The sequence below is a fragment of the Saccharopolyspora sp. NPDC003752 genome (genome assembly GCF_053605825.1).
In genome coordinates this window covers 49915-66491 of sequence record NZ_JBSGJZ010000038.1, presented here as the reverse complement: position 1 = coordinate 66491, position 16577 = coordinate 49915, and the positions used below count along the sequence as shown (strand labels likewise).

The following is a 16577-nucleotide window of genomic DNA, read 5'->3' as shown; positions in this document are numbered from 1 at the left end:
ATGCGCCGCCGAATCCTGCAGGCCACGCTGCTCGCCGTCGCGGTGACCGCGGTCGTCCTCGGCCTGCCGCTGGGGTTCAGCGCGCTGAAGCTCGTCCAGGACCTCACCGCGGGCGATCTGTCGACCCGCGCCCAGCAGATCGCGACGCTGCTCGACGAGCAGATCGCTTCGCAGCGCGCGATCGACCTCAACGCCGCCCGGCTGGCGGTGCCCGACGGCGCCCGGCTGATCGTGCGCACGCAGGCGCACGACTACACCTACGGCCCGGATCCCGGGGAGAAACCGCTGGTGGAGAGCGTGCCGATGGTGCAGAGCGGCACGGTCACCATCGCCGCGCCGAGCGGCCCGGTGCGCACCCAGCAGCTGCAGGTGGCGGGGCTGGTGCTGATGCTGGTGGTGCTCTCGGCGGGCACCGGGATGATCGTCGCGACCCTCACCGCCCGACGGCTCTCCGACCCGTTGAAGCACGTCGCGGCCCGCGCGGCCCGGCTCGGCGCCGGTGACTTCCGCGCCGACCCGCAGCGGCACCAGGTCCCGGAACTCGATCGCGTCGCCGACGCGCTGGACGCGTCCGGCGCGGCGCTGTCGCAGCTGGTGCAGCGCGAACGCGACCTCGTCGGCGACGTCTCGCACCAGTTGCGCAGCAGGCTCACCGCGTTGCACCTGCGGCTGGAGGCCCTCGCCGCGACGGACGACCCGGAGATCACCGAGGAGGCCAACGCCGCCCTTGAGCAGGCCGAACGCCTCTCCGGCGTGCTCGACGACCTGCTCGCGGCGGCCACCGCGGCCCGATCCCGGGATGCCGAACCGCTGGACGTGTCGAGCCTGCTCACCGATGTCGCGGGGGAGTGGCGGGAGCCGCTGAAGGCCGAGGGCCGGACGCTGCGGTTGAAGGTGTCGGAGGGCGTGCTCGCTCGCGCCACGCCCACGCGGCTGCGGGAGACGATCGGCGTGCTGCTCGACAACGCGCTCCGGCACGGCGAGGGAACGGTGACGCTGGCGGCGCGGCAGGGCGCCGGGACCGTGGTCGTGGAGGTCGGCGACTCCGGCCACGGCGTGCCGGACGCGCTGGTGCCGTACGTCTTCGAGCGCGGTTTCTCCGGGCGCGGCTCGACCGGCGTCGGCCTGGCGCTGGCCCGCGCGCTGGTCGAGGCCGACGGCGGTCGCCTGGAACTGAGCCAGGCTCGCCCGGCGATGTTCGAGGTGTACCTGCCGATCGCCCGCGCCGACGACATCCTCGGCGTCTCCTGGAACCGCGAGTCCACCCCGCGCTGACCTCCCGGCACCCCCCCGCTGCGCAAGTGTCCGCGCGCGAACGCCGCAATTTCCATGGGGGCATACATCAGGAGGGGCACCCACAGTCCAGGGAGCCTCTGAGGTTCCGCTACCCGCACCGCCACGCAAAACGAGGCTGGAAAGACCTCATTTCAATGGAAATTGCGGTGGAGCGTCAGCGGGTGGAGATGCGGTCGCGGGGTGCGGGTCGGCGGTCGGCCTGCTCGGCGGGGAAGACCCACTTGCGGAACGCCCACCACCGGAACGCCATGCCGACCAGCAACCCGATGATCTGCCCCGACGTGAAGTCGGCGATCTCCTCCACCAACCGGCTGGTGAAGGGCGTCTGCAGGTGCAGCAGGTACCGCGAGACCCACAGCGGCGCCGAGTACATCCCGACCGCGATGCCGCTGATCACGAAGTACAGCGTCGCCTCGTGGTGCCGCCGCCGGCCGCCGCGGGTGCGGAACGACCACTCCCGGTTCAGCACGTACGACACGATCGTCGCGGCCAGCACCGCGATCACCTTCGAGGTGACCGGCTTCGGCGACAGGATCGTCAGCTTCAGCGCGTAGAAGATGCCCGTGTCGATGAAGAACGTGATCGCGCCGACGACGCCGAACTTCAACAGCTCGCGATGCCGGATCGCGAGAGACCGGTACGGCTGCGGGATGCGAGCGAGTACCGAATCGACAGCGGACACAACTTCGAGTCTACGGAGCTGCTCCGACCGGGCGAGCTCAGTTGCCGAATTACCTCGGTCGGTGCGGCTGTGACGTTGACCCCGTCGTCGAACTGCTCGGCGGTGCCGAACTGGTCGTGGGCGGCGTCGTGCTGCTGCTGGTCGGCGGTGCAGTGCTGGTCGGTGGCGTGGTGCTGCTCGGCGGCGTCGACGTGGTCGGCGGAGTGGTGGTCGGTGGCGTCGTGCTGGTCGGCGGCACAGCCGTCGTCGGAACAGGCGAGTCCGGCAGCAACGGGTTCGCCGGCGGCCACGGCCACCAGCAGTGCGGCGGGCGCTGGCCCCACTCCCACGGCGGCCGGTCGCCCCAGCCCGGGTGCGGCGGCCACGGGCACTCCGGCGTGGTGCTGGTAGTCGGCGCCGGCGGTTCCGGCTCGGGCGGCGTCGGCAGCCACGGGAACCAGAGCCGCACGGTCACCGGGTCGCTGTCGTCGGCCGACCCCAGCGCGGCGGCCACCGGGATCGTCACCTCGCGGATGATCCAGCTGTCCGCCGGAACCGGACCGCCCGGCTCCGGCGCGAGCAGGCCCACCGGCCACGGGAATCCCGGCAGCGCGGTCACCCAGGCCTCGCTGCGGAAGGACTTGCCGGGAGCCAGCTCGGCGGCGCACCGGATCCGGCCCGGCTCGAAGTCGCACATCGGCGACAGCCCGGTCGCCTGCACGCCCGGCGGCAGCTCGGCCACGGCCTCGGCGCGCCCGGTGCTGGTTCCGGTGTTGCGCACATCGATCGCGATCCGGCTGCACAGCCAGGGCAGGTGGCCCGGGGTGTCGTGGCCGTCGCAGAGCCGCAGTCCATCCGAGTTCCAGGAGGAGGTCCGGACGTCCACGCCGTCGACCGGCGTCGGCGGCTGGACCACGACCGGGACCACCGGCAGCCGCAGCTGGATCTCGGTGCCCGCGCTGATGTTCGCGGTGATCTCGCCGCCGGTCGCGGACTCGTCGGCCTGGATGCGGTAGTCGAAGACGAACGACTCGCCGGGACGCAGGCCGCGATCGGTGGTGCAGGTGATCGAGCCGGAGCCGTTCGTGCAGCTCACCGAGGGCGCGTCCGGGGCCTGCGCACGAACCGGGATCGACGACGCGACCCAGCTCTGCGGGCTCGTCGAGGCGGGCCCGGACCGGATGGCGTTCGGCAGCTGCGCGGACACGCCCGGCGGCAGCTCCAGCGTGGAGACGACCGGCTCGGACGGCCCGGAGCCGCTGTTGTTCACCTTGATCGGCAACGCGACCGGATCGCCGCCGGCGACCAGCTGGATCGGCTCTGCGGGCCCCGAGGCGTTCAGCACCGGCGTCGCCGCAGGCGGAGCCGGTGGCGGCGGCGCGGGTTGCGGCGCGGGCGGCTGGGGAGCCGGCGGCTGAGCCGCCGGAGGCTCCGGAGCCGGACCCGGTGGCGAAGGTGGCGGCTGGGCGGCGGCGGGCGGCGGTGCAGCCTGCGCGACCGGCACGGCCTGGTCGGTGCCGGAGGCCAGGGCGAGGGCGACGGCCGCGGCCAGCACCGCCGTGGCCGCCCCGGCGGTGACCGCTTGGCGCGGCCCGGCGCTGGCGACGCCCGCCGCCCCGGAGGCGCTGCCCGCGGCGACTGCCGCGCCGGCGGCCGCTCCGCTGGAGGACGAGAGGGCGAGGTAGCCGGTGACCGACCCGCCGAGCACCAGCGGCGCGATGATGACGCGCAGCGCACCGTTGACGTCGGCGAGCTCCGCGGCCAGCGCGCGGCAGCGGTCGCAGCCGTCGAGATGCGTCTCGACCTGGGTGGTTTCGCGCTTGGACAGCCCGCCCCGGGTCCACGCGCCGAGCCTGTCGACGGCGGCCCGGCACTGCTCGACGCCCGCCTCGGCGGCGTCCAGCTGCCCGAGGTGCACCTGCAGGTAGGCCTGGCGGAGCCCTTCGCGGGCCCGGTAGGCGAGCGCGGAGACGCCGTTGGGCGTCAGGCCGAGCAGCGGCGCCACCTGCGCCGGCGTCTGGCCTTCGATCTCGATGTGCCACAGCACGGTCTGCCAGCGTTCCGGCAGCCGGGTGAACGCCTGTGCGGCGAGCGTGCGCTCCAGCCCGGCGACCGCGGTGTCGGTGAACGGCACGCTCACGTCGGCGCCGGAGACCTCCGCGACGTCGTCGGCGAGCTGCACCTTGCGTTCGCGGCGGGTCCGGTCGTACGCGGTGTGCCGCAGGGCGGTCAGCAGGTAGGCGCGGAACGCGGTGTTCGGGCCGCGCCCGTCGCGAAGCGTGTCGAGCACCTTCGCGAAGGCCTCGGAGACCAGGTCGTCGGCCTCGGCAGGGGACTTCGCGACCTGCCGCGCCATGTTGTACGCCGCGCCGACGTGCCGCTCGTACAGCTGCGCGTAGGCCGCGGACGAGCCGCTGCGGACCTCTTCCAGCAGCTCGGTGTCGCTGGGCCCTTGCACTTCCGCCGGTACTGTCGCCACGCCGCACCTTCCTCCCCGCAAGGCGTTCGATCCCGTTCGTAGTAGGGAGTCATCTTCGGCCGATGTCATGACGTGTGAAAGCTGAAGATTATTGTGATCTAGATCTTATTGCCCCCGCCATCAACTCCACCGTCATGGGCGACGAATTGCTCCGTCCCCTTGACAGGCGTTGAGAAGGAGGGGCGTTGAGCATGAGGGAGTGGCCGCTCAGGTGTGACGCGACGACGGTGGACGGGCGTCGGCGTGCGCTGCGAGCCCGCTGGCGCACGGCCAGCCTCGCCGCAGGTTGGCCGTTTCCGAGCGATTGGGCATCGGAGGCGGTGGACGTGGTGTGCGCGGCGGTCGTGGCGGGGGACAGCTTGGCGGAATCGCTGGCCGATCTCGGCGCGTCCCGGGCCGAGGCCGGCGTAGGGCTCGCCGGGACGTTGCAGGATCTCGCCGCGCTGCACGCGGTGTCGGTCGGCTCGCACGACGGGCTGGTGTCCGCCGATCCGGACGCGGTGCCGACCGCGATGGTGCGCGCAGCGGCGCTGGGCTGGTCCGACGTGCTGGCCCGGATGTCGGTCGGGCGCGAGGTGGAGGACCCGCTCACGGGCCTGACCACCGCGGGCTACCTGCGCACCCGGCTGCACGAGGTGTACCGGGCGGCCCGCGCCGAGGGGCACCCGGCCGGGAACGGGCACGTGCTGGTCACGGTCTCGCTCGGCGCCACCGCCGACGACTACCCCCGGATGATGGCGATGGTGCTGATCGCCGACGCCCTGCGGACCGTGTTCGACGGCGGGGAGACGACGTCGCTGCTGCGGTCCGCGACGGCGGTGGTGCTGGCGCAGCGCGACCGCCTGCTGCCCGCCCGCTGCGTCCAGGCGCGCTGGACGATCCAGCACCGCCTGGCGGCTGATCCGGCCCTGCGCGGCTGCGGCCCGGTGGTCCTGCGCGAGGACGTCCTGCCGGACGGCCACGACGAGGCCTGCGAGCTGCTGGCGTCCCTGTGACCGCAGTTTCAATTGAAACTGGTGAAGTCTCCGGGCCCGTCGTCGCCCGGGACACCGGTGTCCTCCAGTTTCAATTGAAACTGGAGGACCGATTTCCGCGGGCCTCCGGGCTGTGAGGTGGGTCGCGTCGGGAGGTCCCGGCGCTGGTGCGGGCCGGTCGCCGCTCTAGGCTGACGGCGTGGACCACCGCACCGGAACCCCAGTCGTCGGCATGATCGGTGGCGGGCAGCTCGCGAGGATGACCCACCAGGCCGCGATCCCGTTGGGGCAGTCGCTGAAGGTGCTGGCGACCTCGGCGGACGACGCCGCGGCACTCGTTGCGCCGAACGTGGAGATCGGCCACCACGCCGACCTCGAGGCGCTGAAGAACTTCGCGCAGGGGTGCGACGTGGTCACCTTCGACCACGAGCACGTGCCCGGCGAGCACCTCCGCGCGCTGGCCGCGTCCGGTGTCTCCGTGCAGCCCGGGCCGGATGCCCTGCTGCACGCGCAGGACAAGCTCGTGATGCGCCGCAAGCTCGCCGAACTCGGCCTCCCGGTGCCGCCGTTCGCCGAGGTCACCTCGGTCGGCGACGCGCTGGAGTTCGGCGCGGAGCACGGCTGGCCGTGCGTCCTGAAGACCGCCCGCGGCGGCTACGACGGGCGAGGCGTGTGGGTGCTCGACACCCCGGACAGCGCCAAGCGCACCGTCACCGAGCTGCTGGAGAGCGGTTCGCAGCTGCTCGTCGAGCAGTGCGTGCCGCTGCGCCGGGAGCTCGCCGCGCTGGTCGCGCGCTCGCCGTTCGGGCAGGGCGCGGCGTGGCCGCTGGTGGAGACGGTGCAGGAGGACGGCATCTGCGTGCAGGTGCTCGCCCCGGCCCCCGACGCCTCGGCGGAGCTGATCGAGCAGGCTCAGGACCTCGCGCTGAAGATCGCCGAGTCGCTCGACGTGACCGGCGTGCTCGCGGTCGAGCTGTTCGAGACCGCCGACGGTCTGGTGATCAACGAGCTCGCGATGCGCCCGCACAACTCCGGGCACTGGACCATCGAGGGCTCCCGCACCTCGCAGTTCGAGCAGCACCTGCGGGCCGTGCTCGACTACCCGCTGGGCAGCACCGAGCCGACCGCGCCGGCCGTGGTGATGGCCAACCTGCTGGGCTCGCCGACCGAGCTGAAGATGGGCGTGGACGAGCGGCTGCACCACCTGTTCGCCCGCTACCCGCACGCGAAGGTCCACCTGTACGGCAAGAGCGAGCGCCCGGGGCGCAAGCTCGGCCACATCACCGTGCTCGGCGACCGGATGGACGAGGTGCGGGAACAGGCGCGGCTGGCCGCGCACTGGCTGTCGCACGCCGAGTGGCTCGACGGCCACGAGATCCACTGACCCAGCACCCGTACGACGCAGCGAAGCGAGAGGTCCGAGCGTGGCAGGCGAGAATCCACTGGTCGGCTTGATCATGGGCAGCGACTCCGACTGGCCGGTGATGCAGGCCGCGGCCGACGCGCTCACCGAGTTCGACGTGCCGTTCGAGGCCGGCGTCTACTCCGCGCACCGCACGCCGCAGCGGATGCTCGACTACGCCCGCACCGCGGCCGACCGCGGCATTCGGGTGATCATCGCCGGGGCGGGCGGCGCGGCGCACCTGCCGGGCATGGTCGCCTCGGCGACGGTGCTGCCGGTGATCGGCGTCCCGGTGCCCCTGAAGTACCTCGACGGCATGGACTCGCTGCTGTCGATCGTGCAGATGCCGGCCGGCGTGCCGGTGGCGACGGTGTCGGTGGGCGGGGCGCGCAACGCGGGCCTGCTCGCGGTCCGGACGCTGGCGGCGGACTCCGGCGAGCTGGGTGCCCGGCTGCGCGCGGACATGGCCAAGTTCCAGGCGGACCTGGAGACGATGGTCCTCGGCAAGCACGACGCCCTCCAGCAGAAGGCCCACGGCTGACCTCACGCCCACCCGGGTCGTCCGCAATTTCCATTGAAATTGCGGGACTTGTCCACAACCTTCGGCGTGTCGGGTGGCTGGCACGCCGAAGATCCGCAATTTCCATTGAAATCGAATCTTCGATTTCAATGGAAATTGCGGACCGCGGTTCGCTCCCGGGCGGCCGTGCCGTGGTGGTCAGCCGAGTTGGTTGACCATCACCGCCTCGTGGGCGTTGCCGATCGGGCCGCGCTCGTCGTACAGGCGGGCACTGGCCACGCCGATGCCGGTGGGCTGCACGTCCCGCCGGATCTCCATGCCGAGCCATTCACCTTCGAACGGCCGGTGCAGGTAGAGCGTGATGTCGGTGTTGATCCACGGCCCGAAGATCGGCCCGATCGGGCTGGCCGCGCTGATGCAGTCGACGAGCACCGCGACGTGACCGAGCGGGCTCAGCGGCTCGCCGGGCAGCAGCGGTAGCGGCATCCGCATCCACGCCCGGCTGGCGCCGGTCGCGCTCTGGTCCGCGATCCACCGCACCTGCACCACGTCGTGCACGCCCCAGCGCAGGCCGAGTTCCGGCGGCAGCAGGTGGCCCTCGGCGATCCCGGCCGGGCCGGGGAACGGCGCCGCCTCGTCGGGTTCCGGTCCGTCCACATCGGAATGGCGCAGCAGTTGGGCGGTGGCGTGCGCGACGTCCTTGTCGCCCGCGGTGAGGGTCGCCTCGACGACGTGCAGCCGCTTTCCGGTCCGAAGTGGACGAACGGAGGCGGCGAGCGGGGTGCGGGGCACCGGCCGCATCAGGTCGACGGTGAGCCGGGCGACGAACAGGTCGGGGTCGTCGGTGTGCCGCTCGACGGCGCGGGCGAGCAGCCCCGCGATCGGGCCGCCGCCGGTCAGCTCGCCCCACGGGTTGCCCGCCGCTTCGCTGGGGACGAACAGCTCGCCGTCGGGGTGGAAAAGGGCCTGGTTGTCGCGCATTCCCCGATGTTACCCGTCGGTAGCAACGGGGTGGTACTGGTCGTTTGCCAGTTTTCTGGCGAGTTGTCGCGGAATGGTTCCACGCTGCGGGATGCGTGTGAGCATCTTCTCGACGGGGATCGTTTGTTTGAAGCTTCATGTACATTCCTGGTGACGCCGCCAGATACCGACCTTGAAAGGTTCCCCCCATGCAGCACAGCCTTCGTGACGTGACGATCCTGGTCGCGCGCCTCGTCGTGGGCGCGACGTTCCTCGCGCACGCCTACCAGAAGTGGGTGCTCTACGGAATTGACAACGTCGTGACTTCGTTCGGCAAGATGGGCCTGCCCGCGGTCGCGGCCTGGTTCACCGCGCTGGTCGAGCTGCTCGGCGGCCTGGGGCTGATCCTGGGCGTGCTGATGCCGGTCGCCGGCACCCTGCTCGCGGCGGTCATGGTGGGCGCGCTGTTCACCGCGCACCTCAGCGGCGGGTTCTTCATGTCGGACGGCGGCTTCGAGTACGTGCTGGTGCTCGCGGCTGCCAGTCTCGCGCTCGGCTTCAGCGGCCCGCGCTTCACGCTCACCGGCCTGTTCACCGGCAAGTCGGCGGCCAGCCGCGAGAAGGCCGCGGCCTGATCGAGGCGAAGGGCGCCTCCGGTCATCGCGGCCGGAGGCGCCCTTCGCCGAGAGCTTCGATCTTCGTATCAGAAGCGGCGTGGCCCACCTGGGCAACCGGCACCGCAGTGCGGAACGAGTTCGCAACCCGTCTCTAGGTCAGGTCGACGGTGATGCGCTCGTCGGCGCGGCGCTGCTCCAGCTTCTGCGGGTCGGGATTGGTGCAGTGCACCAGGGACGCCCGCGCGGACAGCACGGTGAGCAAGCCGTCCACGACCCCGCCCGGCAGCTGCCATTCCAATGTGGACAGAACGCGGTCGTCGCGGCCGATGTGCAAGGCCTCGGCGCGCCGCCGGGCCTCGGCCAGCAGGTCCTCGACCGACAGGTCCAGCAGCGCCGGGTCGTCGCCGCCGACCGGCGAGAGCGGGCTGAAGTCGTCGCCGTGCACGCGGATGTCCGACACGTAGTCGGCGACGCCGCCCGGCAGGCCGCGTACCGGCGCGCCGAGCGCGTCCAGGCCCACGGCGGCGATGGTGTGCGCGCCCTTGCCGCTGTCCAGGTCTGATGCCGGGACGAACGCGACCTCGGCGCCCTGCGGGTCGTCGGTGATGTGCGCCCCGCACCACCAGGCGCCCAGCAGCACCCCGACGGTCTGCCAGTGCGCGGGCAGCGCCACCAGCACCGGCGCGCCCGGCTCCAGGTCGAGCTCGTCGACCAGCCAGTTCGCCGTCTTGGCCGCCCAGTTCGCGGTGGTCGCGCGGGACAGCTCGATGCGCGCCCCGGTGGCGTCGTCGTAGTGCGTGATCAGCGGTTTCGGCGCTCCGCCGGCCAGCAGCGGACCGAGCAGTGCCTGGGTAACGCTCATGCCGCGAGCCTAAGGGGTGGTTGCGTGGCGGTGCGGGTGGCGGCCCCTTGCGGGAGTTGCGGTCCCAGGTTCGTGCACGACCAATACGCGGCTTCGCGGGCTGGCCTCGCCCTGTAGCACCCGCGGCGGGTCACGGTTCGAGGTCGAAGCCGCGCAGCTGCCCCCGGCCGGCGATGCCGAGCTTCGGGAACACCTTGTGCAGGTGGTATCCGACAGTTCGGTGGCTGATGAACAACTGCGCGGCGATATCGCGGTTGCTCAGCCCCCGGGCGGCGAGCACGGCGACCTCGCGCTCCTGCGCGGTCAGCGCCGCGACGTCGCCGCGAGGCGCCGACCCGCCGCACGCGCGCAGCTCGCCGCGGGCCAGCTCCGCCCATTGCCGGGCCCCCAGACTCTCGAACAGGTCGATGCCGACACGCAGCTCGGCGCGGGCTTCCGCGGGCCGCCGTTCGCGGCGCAACCACTGGCCGTGCAGGAGCGAGCCGCGGGCCCGCTCGAACGGGAAGTCATCGACGTCCGATGTGGACAGACGGTAGTGCTTCTCCGAATCGCCGGCAAGCGCCCGGCAGCGGTGCAGAACCGCTTGCAACCACGTCGGATTCGCCGGATCGATCGAGGTCTCGACGACCCGCTCCACGCGCCCCGCCCGGACATGAGCTTCGACGGCGTCGGCGGCGGCCAGCCGGGCGATGTGCTCGTGGGCCTGCGGCAGGCCCGGCGCGGACAGCGCGGTCAAGCGGTCGCTCGCCTGCTCGACATCGCCGGATGCCAGCTCCGACACCGCCAACGCCCACGTCGCCTGCGCGGCGGCGAGGTTGTTGTGCACCGGAATGGCGCGCTCCAGGGCGAGTTGCGCGTGCCGTCGGCAGCCCGAGGTATCACCGCGCCACGCTGCTAGCAGCGCGAGCTGGGACAGGAAATCGGCCTCGCGCGGCCGCTGGCCGGTGTCGCGGGCCAGGTGGAGGCCCTCCTCGGCGTGCTCCGCGGCGTCCGCCCACAACCCGAGCCGCAACTCCAGCTCCACCAGCCACGGCAGCGCGATCGCCGAGATGGCCAGCATCCCCGTGGTGCGCAGTTGCTCGTGGGCGGCAAGACCGAATTCCCTGGCCGCCCAAGGATCCCGGCCGAACCGGTTGAGCAGCATCGGCAGCAGCCAGCGGTGCGCGCCCGAACGGCGGACCGGCTCGGGCGCGGCGTCGAACACCTCCCACGGCTCGGCGTCGACGACCCGCAGCTCCAGCACGTCCGCGAGCCACCGGCCGTAGTCCCGGAACCCGGGCAGGTCGGCCACTTGCCGGGCCAGCCGGCGGGCGTCGCCGAGCCGGTCGGCGTGCAGCGCCGCATCGGCGGCCAGGAAGAACAGCTCCCCGGCTTGGTCCGGCAGCTGGGCCGCCCGCGCGTGGCGGCGCAGGAAGTGCAGCGCGGTGACCTGATCGCTGCTGTAGAGCTCGACGAGGCCGCGGGTGCGCACCAGGGTCGGGGTGTTCTCGCTGATCCGCGACAGCAGCGTGCGCGCCAGCCCGACGTGACCGGACTTCCAGGCGACGTGCGCAGCCGCCGCGGTCCGGCGCTCCTGATCGGCCTCTGCCGGGCTCAACCGCGCTGCGTGCAGCAGAACCGAAGCGGTCGCGGCAAGACCGCCGCGCGCCTCCGCGTCGTGCGCGTCGGTTTCGAGCTCGGCGGCGAGCGCCTCGTCCGGCCCGGCCGTCGCCAGGCAGCGGTGCCAGCGAGCGCGAGGCGGATCGGTGGCAGCCAGGGCGGCAGCGATCCGCCGGTGCGCCCGGCCGATCTCGCTGCTGGTCGCGGACGAGTAGGTCGCCGCGCGGGCCAGCGGATGCGCGAAGCGCAGGCGGCCGCCGGAGACCTCGATGAGTCCGGCCCGTTCCGCCGGATCGAGCGGGCCGCCGAGGCTTTCGACCAGGTCGAGGCACCCGGTGTCGTCGGCCGCGGCGATCAGCAGGGCCGCTTGCGTCTCCGCCGGGAGCGCCTGGAGCTGGGCGGTGAACGCGGCTCGCAGCGCCGCGGCGACCGGCACGGCTCCGTCGAGCGCCAGCCGGTCCCGGTCCGCGCTGCGCCCCAGCGTGGTGAGCGCGAGCGGGTTCCCGGCGGTGGCGGCGACGAGCCGGTCGCGGGTCGGCCCGTCGACGGGCGTGCCGAGCGCGTCGAGCAGCCGCGCCGCGCTTTCGCCGTCCAGCCCGGAAAGCCGCAGCTCGGCGAGCCCGGCGCTGTCCACCGCGCGCGGAGCGGGATCGCGCACCGCGAAGAGCATGCCGATCGGCCGGTCCGCCAGCCGTCGCGCGGCGAACAGCAGCGCGGTCATCGAGGCGCGATCGACGTCATGCGCGTCGTCCACGGCGACCAGCACCGGAGCCCGCTCGGCGAGCCGGTTCAGCAGCCCCAGCACTCCTGCGCAGACCAGCCGATCCGTCGTCTCACCGGATTTCGTGCCCAGGGCCCGGCGCAGCGCATCCGCCTGCGGCTCGGGAAGCCCGCCGATCTCGTCCAGCACCGGGAGGAGGAGCTGGTGCAGCCCGCTGAACGCGATCTCGACCTCGGATTCCACCCCGTTCGCACGGAGCACCCGGCCCGGCGCGCCGGACACGACCTCGGCCAGCAGCGAGCTCTTGCCGATGCCGGCTTCGCCGCGGATCACCAGCGCGCCTCCGGTCGCGATGCCGCCCACCACGCGCAGTTCCTCGTCCCGGCCGATCACGCCACCAGCTTAGGAGCCGCGGCGAGCGGTCAAGACGGAATGCCGGGCGGCATCCGCATCTTGCCGCCCCGGCTCGGCCCGCCGCCGACCTCGACGGACGAGCCCGTCATGTAGCCGAAGTCGTCGCCGGCCATCGCCAGCACCGCCCGCGCGATCTCCTCCGGCGCGGCCATCCGCTCCAGGGCGCTGACGTTGAGCGGCCCCCACGCGTCCCGGAACGCGGGCCACACCGCGTCCGGGATGCCCGGCGGCCGGACGAACGCGGTGTCCGTGGTGCCGGGCAGGATCGCGTTGACCCGGATCCCCCGCGTGCCGTAGTCCAGCGACGCGGCCTGCACGATGCCCTCGATCGCGCGTTTGCTCGCGGTGTAAGCGGTTCCGCCCGGCCGCGTCGAACCGGACGAGGTGCAGATGATCACGCCGCCACCGCGGGCGAGCAGGTGCGGCACCTCGTACTTGATCGACAGGAAGACGCCGCGCTCGTTGGTCAGGTGCACGTCGTCGAAGTCCTCCGGCCGCATCTCGTGCAGCGGCGCGGTTTTCGTGATGCCGGCGTTGTTGAAGGCGATGTCCAGTCCGCCGAAGCGGCGCGCGGTCTCGTCGACGAAGTGCTGCAGCTGCTCGGGAATCCGCACATCGGCGGGGAGGTAGACGGCCTCGCCCCCGGCCGCGCGGATCTCCGCCTCGACCTGCCTGCCCAGCTCGGTGCGCCGGCCGCAGAACGACACCCGGGCACCCTCGGCGGCGAAGGCCAGCGCGGTCGCCCGCCCGATGCCGGAGGTCCCGCCGGTGATCAGCACGGCCTTGCCTGCGAACCGCCCGCTGGGCGCGGCGGCGGGAGCGGGCCGGGTGGCGGGCCCGGCGAGGTAGGCGGGCAGCGCCGCGCCGGTCACGGTGCCGACGGCGCCCACCGCGGCTCCGGCGGTGGCGATGCCGAGCAGCGCGCGGCGGCTCCGCCGCGCCGGTCGGGTGGTGGTTTCCTCTTCGGGGACAGGGGAATCAGTCATGATGCCGGTGCTGGACCTTTCCGGGAAGCGATGTCGCCACCAGCTTCCCGGCGGAGCCCGCCGCCGCCATCTGTCAGAACGACCAGTCCCCGGGCGCGGGGCCGTGCTCCTCGCAGCGACCGGCCGGGAGTCTGCTGGGCGCGGCGATTTCGCGCGAAATCGCCACTACGCACCGCGTTCGAAGCGGTCCGAGGTCAGTTGACGCAGGGGATCCCGCCGTCGGAGGTGATCGGCTGCTGGGCGTGCGCGGTGCCGTCCAGGCGCAGTCGCGCCGCCGGGGCCAGGCGCGGCGGGTCCGGGTTGGTCAGTCTCTCGAAGAAGCCCTGCGCAGCCGCCGGATCCACGTTGATGATGTACTGCCCGCGGTCGTCGCGGGCGCCCGAGTCGGACACCGGCAGCGTCACGAACGTGACCCGCCCGGCGGCCAGTTCCTGCATCTGCTGCACGAAACCCAGCGGATCCCAGCCCTCGTCGAGCACCACCGCGCGGCGGGTCGCCTGCACCAGATCGTTGATCATCCCCGGGTCGGTGAGGGTGCCGGTGGACAGCACCTTGTTCGCCAGCCCGGCCATGAACACCTGCTGGCGCACGATCCGGTCCAGGTCGCCGCGTGGCAGGCCGTGCCGCTGCCGGACGAACGCCAGCGCGTCGCCGCCGCTGATGGTGTGCCGCCCGGCGGCGAAATCGGCGCCGGAGTCCTTGTCGCTGGTGGCCTGCTGCAGGCAGACGTCGACGCCGCCGACGGCCTCGGTGAGCTCGAAGAACCCGACCAGGTTGAGCTCCGCGTAGTGGTCGATGCGCACCCCGGTGAGGCCCTGCACGGTCTGCACGAGCGCGCGCTGCCCGGCGAGCCGCGCGGCGTGCTCGATCTCCGACTCCGGCATGCCGCCGCCCCGCAGCCGCTCCGCGGCGGCGCTCTTGGTCAGCCCGTAGACGGCGTTGATCTTCTCCGGCCGGCCGCCCGGCACGTCGGTGTAGGTGTCGCGCGGGATGGAAACCGCGGTCGGCTGCGCGGTGTTGTGCGGGATCCGGATCACCACGAGGCTGTCGGTGTTCAGCCCGCCGATGGCCTCGGTGCGCAGCTGCTTCAGCACGCTTTCCGGGAGCGGATTGCCCTGCGCGTCGGTGCGGCTGTCGCTACCGACCAGCAGCACGTCCGTCGCGCCGTCGTCGGCGGGCGGCCCCGGCGGCGCGTCCGCGAGCACCTTGGCGGAGCTGACGTCGCTGAGCCGGTCCACCACGATCCAGCCGATGGCGGTGAGGGCGAGCACGACGGCCGAGACCAGCGCGAGGAGGCTGCGGCCGGCGATGCGGATCCCGGCCCGCTGCGGGCCGACCGACTCCGCCGCCTCCGGTTCCCGTTCCGGTTCGCCCACGTCGTTCCCCCAACCGTTGCGTGCCGACGACCAAGGTTAACCGCCAGGGGAACCCGTGAGGGCCAGCCCGGCGATTAACCTCGGTGGTGAGACGCACTCACCCCGCCGGTGTGACGCCGGTCATCGAATGCAGGGCACGTCGTCCGCGGTGATCGAGGGCACGTCGTCGGTCGCCGGCTGGGCCAGGAGCGGACCGGCTTGGCTCAGCCTGTCGAGCTGGACGGTCTGGGCAGGAGCGAAGTTCTGCGTGCCCGGGCCCTTGTAGTCCTTGCCCAGGTAGACCTCGACGCTGCCGGCCTCGACGCTGGAGCGCACCTCCGTCGGCACGCCGCCGAGGGCGTCCGAGACCTGCTTCGCGGCGGCCTCCTCGCCGGTCGCGTAGTAGATGACAGAGCGGTCCATGGTGTCGGCGTTGGAGCTGCCGCCGGCCTTGAAGCCCTGCCCGGTGATCTCTTCGAGCACCCGCGCGGCCAACCCGCTGACCCCGGAGGCGTTGTAGACGCTGACCGAGGTCGCGGCCCGGGCCTGCATCGCGACCTGCTTCTGCTGCCGTTCGGTCGGCGACAGCAGCAGATCCGCGGCGAACTGCCGGACCTCCGGGATCTTGATCGTGACGTCCTCCGAGCCGGACGAGCCGACGAGGTGCACCGGGGCGGTGAAGAACTGCACGTTCCCGCCCGCGATGCCCTGCATCTGCTGGGCGAAGCCGAGCACGTCGTTGGCCAGCGCGGGGTCGAGGATGACCGACTTCTGGATGGCGTTGACCAGTTCGGTCAGCTTCGCCGGGTTGGTCAGCGTGCCGGTGGACATGACCTTGCGGGCGAGCGCGGACACGAAGACCTGCTGGCGCCTGCCGCGGTCGAGCTCGTTGATCAGGCCCTTCCGCTGGCGGACGAAGGCCAGCGCGTCGGCGCCCTGGATCGTCTGCCTGCCCGCGTGGAAGTCCGCGCCGGAGTCCTTGTCCTTGGTGTCCTCGAGCAGGCAGACCTCGACGCCGCCGATGGCGTTGGTGACGTCGTAGAAGCCGAGCAGGTTGACCTCGGCGTAGTGGTCGATGCTGACGCCGGTGATGTCCTCGATGGTCTTCAGCAGCAGCTGCTTGCCGGCCAGCCGGGACTTCTCCTCCAGCTCCTTCGGGTCGGTGACGCCTTCCTTCTTCAGCTTCGCCATCTCGGCGTGCTTGCCGCGGTTCATCGTCTCGGTGAGCTTGGTCTTGCCCTCCCCGAGACCGACGTCGACGAGGGTGTCGCGGGGGAAGGAGATAGCGCTGGCGCTCTGCCCGCCGTTGGGGATGCGGACCAGGATCATCGCGTCGGTGAGGTCACCGCCGTCGTAGCTGGTGCGCAGCTCGCGAAGCACGTTGTCGGGCAGCGGATTGCCGAAGGCGTCGTTGCGGCTGTCGTTGCCGATCAGCAGGATGTCGGTGGCGCCGTCCGGGGCGCTCAAGCCCTTGCCGATGACATCGGCGGTGGAGGTGCCGCCGGCCCCGGGCCGGAACATGGCCCAGCCGAACCCGGTGGTGCTCAGCACCAGCACGGACAGCAGCGCGAACAGCACCCGGCCGAAGTTCCGCGCGCCCCGGTGGTTGCGCCGCCGCTGCCAGACGTCGCCTTCCGGGGGGACCTCCTCGTGACCCGAACGGGGGGACGAGCGGCGCCGGGCGTCACTCTGCGCTGGCCTGCGGCCGGGGCCGCCGGGCGGCGGGGCAGC

13 protein-coding genes are annotated in these 16577 nt (G+C 72.5%); 5 read left to right on the top strand and 8 right to left on the bottom strand.

The annotated features are described in order from the left end of the window. The gene (locus tag ACWEV3_RS34490; protein WP_452617907.1) at positions 1–1275 is read left to right on the top strand and encodes an ATP-binding protein; all 1275 of its coding nucleotides are present in this window, start codon (positions 1–3) and stop codon (positions 1273–1275) included. A gap of 175 nt (positions 1276–1450) precedes the next feature. On the opposite strand, the gene ACWEV3_RS34485 is transcribed toward ACWEV3_RS34490, so the two are convergent. Both ACWEV3_RS34485 and ACWEV3_RS34480 read right to left on the bottom strand, forming a co-directional pair. Next, positions 1451–1978 (bottom strand): GtrA family protein, encoded by a 528-nt coding sequence (locus tag ACWEV3_RS34485; RefSeq protein ID WP_452617906.1) that lies wholly within the window; start codon positions 1976–1978, stop codon positions 1451–1453. A 49-nt stretch (positions 1979–2027) separates the two neighbouring features. Next, the gene (locus ACWEV3_RS34480; protein WP_452617905.1) at positions 2028–4436 is read right to left on the bottom strand and encodes a sigma-70 family RNA polymerase sigma factor; all 2409 of its coding nucleotides are present in this window, start codon (positions 4434–4436) and stop codon (positions 2028–2030) included. Positions 4437–4627: 191 nt separating this feature from the next. Between ACWEV3_RS34480 and ACWEV3_RS34475 the strand changes: the two genes are divergently transcribed. The 3 genes from ACWEV3_RS34475 to purE all read left to right on the top strand — a co-directional run bounded on the left by ACWEV3_RS34475 (position 4628) and on the right by purE (position 7353). Next, positions 4628–5431: a hypothetical protein gene (locus ACWEV3_RS34475; protein ID WP_452617904.1), complete on the top strand. Its 804-nt coding sequence runs from the start codon at positions 4628–4630 to the stop codon at positions 5429–5431. A gap of 178 nt (positions 5432–5609) precedes the next feature. Then, entirely contained in the window at positions 5610–6794 is a 1185-nt protein-coding gene (locus ACWEV3_RS34470; RefSeq protein ID WP_452617903.1) for a 5-(carboxyamino)imidazole ribonucleotide synthase, read from the top strand. Positions 6795–6867: 73 nt separating this feature from the next. Then, positions 6868–7353 (top strand): 5-(carboxyamino)imidazole ribonucleotide mutase, encoded by a 486-nt coding sequence (gene purE, locus ACWEV3_RS34465; RefSeq protein WP_132485442.1) that lies wholly within the window; start codon positions 6868–6870, stop codon positions 7351–7353. A gap of 177 nt (positions 7354–7530) precedes the next feature. Here purE and ACWEV3_RS34460 read toward each other — a convergent pair whose 3' ends face one another. Further along, positions 7531–8313: a thioesterase family protein gene (locus tag ACWEV3_RS34460; RefSeq protein WP_452617902.1), complete on the bottom strand. Its 783-nt coding sequence runs from the start codon at positions 8311–8313 to the stop codon at positions 7531–7533. A 188-nt stretch (positions 8314–8501) separates the two neighbouring features. Between ACWEV3_RS34460 and ACWEV3_RS34455 the strand changes: the two genes are divergently transcribed. Beyond that, positions 8502–8927: a DoxX family protein gene (locus ACWEV3_RS34455; RefSeq protein WP_452617901.1), complete on the top strand. Its 426-nt coding sequence runs from the start codon at positions 8502–8504 to the stop codon at positions 8925–8927. Positions 8928–9060: 133 nt separating this feature from the next. Here the strand turns inward: ACWEV3_RS34455 and ACWEV3_RS34450 are convergent, their stop codons facing one another. From ACWEV3_RS34450 to ACWEV3_RS34430, 5 genes are all read right to left on the bottom strand, one after another. Further along, positions 9061–9771 (bottom strand): TIGR03089 family protein, encoded by a 711-nt coding sequence (locus ACWEV3_RS34450; protein WP_452617900.1) that lies wholly within the window; start codon positions 9769–9771, stop codon positions 9061–9063. 130 nt (positions 9772–9901) lie between these two features. Next, entirely contained in the window at positions 9902–12484 is a 2583-nt protein-coding gene (locus ACWEV3_RS34445) for an AAA family ATPase (protein WP_452617899.1), read from the bottom strand. 29 nt (positions 12485–12513) lie between these two features. Continuing rightward, positions 12514–13491: an SDR family NAD(P)-dependent oxidoreductase gene (locus ACWEV3_RS34440; RefSeq protein WP_452617898.1), complete on the bottom strand. Its 978-nt coding sequence runs from the start codon at positions 13489–13491 to the stop codon at positions 12514–12516. 194 nt (positions 13492–13685) lie between these two features. Then, positions 13686–14867, bottom strand: a complete 1182-nt coding sequence (locus tag ACWEV3_RS34435) for an LCP family protein (protein WP_452617897.1) — start codon at positions 14865–14867, stop codon at positions 13686–13688. A gap of 120 nt (positions 14868–14987) precedes the next feature. Further along, positions 14988–16424, bottom strand: a complete 1437-nt coding sequence (locus tag ACWEV3_RS34430) for an LCP family protein (RefSeq protein ID WP_452617896.1) — start codon at positions 16422–16424, stop codon at positions 14988–14990. Positions 16425–16577: the final 153 nt, after the last annotated feature.

What these genes read in the sequence shown, in the direction of transcription:
- ACWEV3_RS34460 (WP_452617902.1), bottom strand. Translation starts at nt 8,313, where the DNA reads ATGCGCGACAACCAGGCCCTTTTCCACCCCGACGGCGAGCTGTTCGTC.
- ACWEV3_RS34455 (WP_452617901.1), top strand. Translation starts at nt 8,502, where the DNA reads ATGCAGCACAGCCTTCGTGACGTGACGATCCTGGTCGCGCGCCTCGTC.
- ACWEV3_RS34440 (WP_452617898.1), bottom strand. Translation starts at nt 13,491, where the DNA reads ATGACTGATTCCCCTGTCCCCGAAGAGGAAACCACCACCCGACCGGCG.
- ACWEV3_RS34490 (WP_452617907.1), top strand. Translation starts at nt 1, where the DNA reads ATGCGCCGCCGAATCCTGCAGGCCACGCTGCTCGCCGTCGCGGTGACC.
- purE (WP_132485442.1), top strand. Translation starts at nt 6,868, where the DNA reads ATGGGCAGCGACTCCGACTGGCCGGTGATGCAGGCCGCGGCCGACGCG.
- ACWEV3_RS34475 (WP_452617904.1), top strand. Translation starts at nt 4,628, where the DNA reads ATGAGGGAGTGGCCGCTCAGGTGTGACGCGACGACGGTGGACGGGCGT.
- ACWEV3_RS34450 (WP_452617900.1), bottom strand. Translation starts at nt 9,771, where the DNA reads ATGAGCGTTACCCAGGCACTGCTCGGTCCGCTGCTGGCCGGCGGAGCG.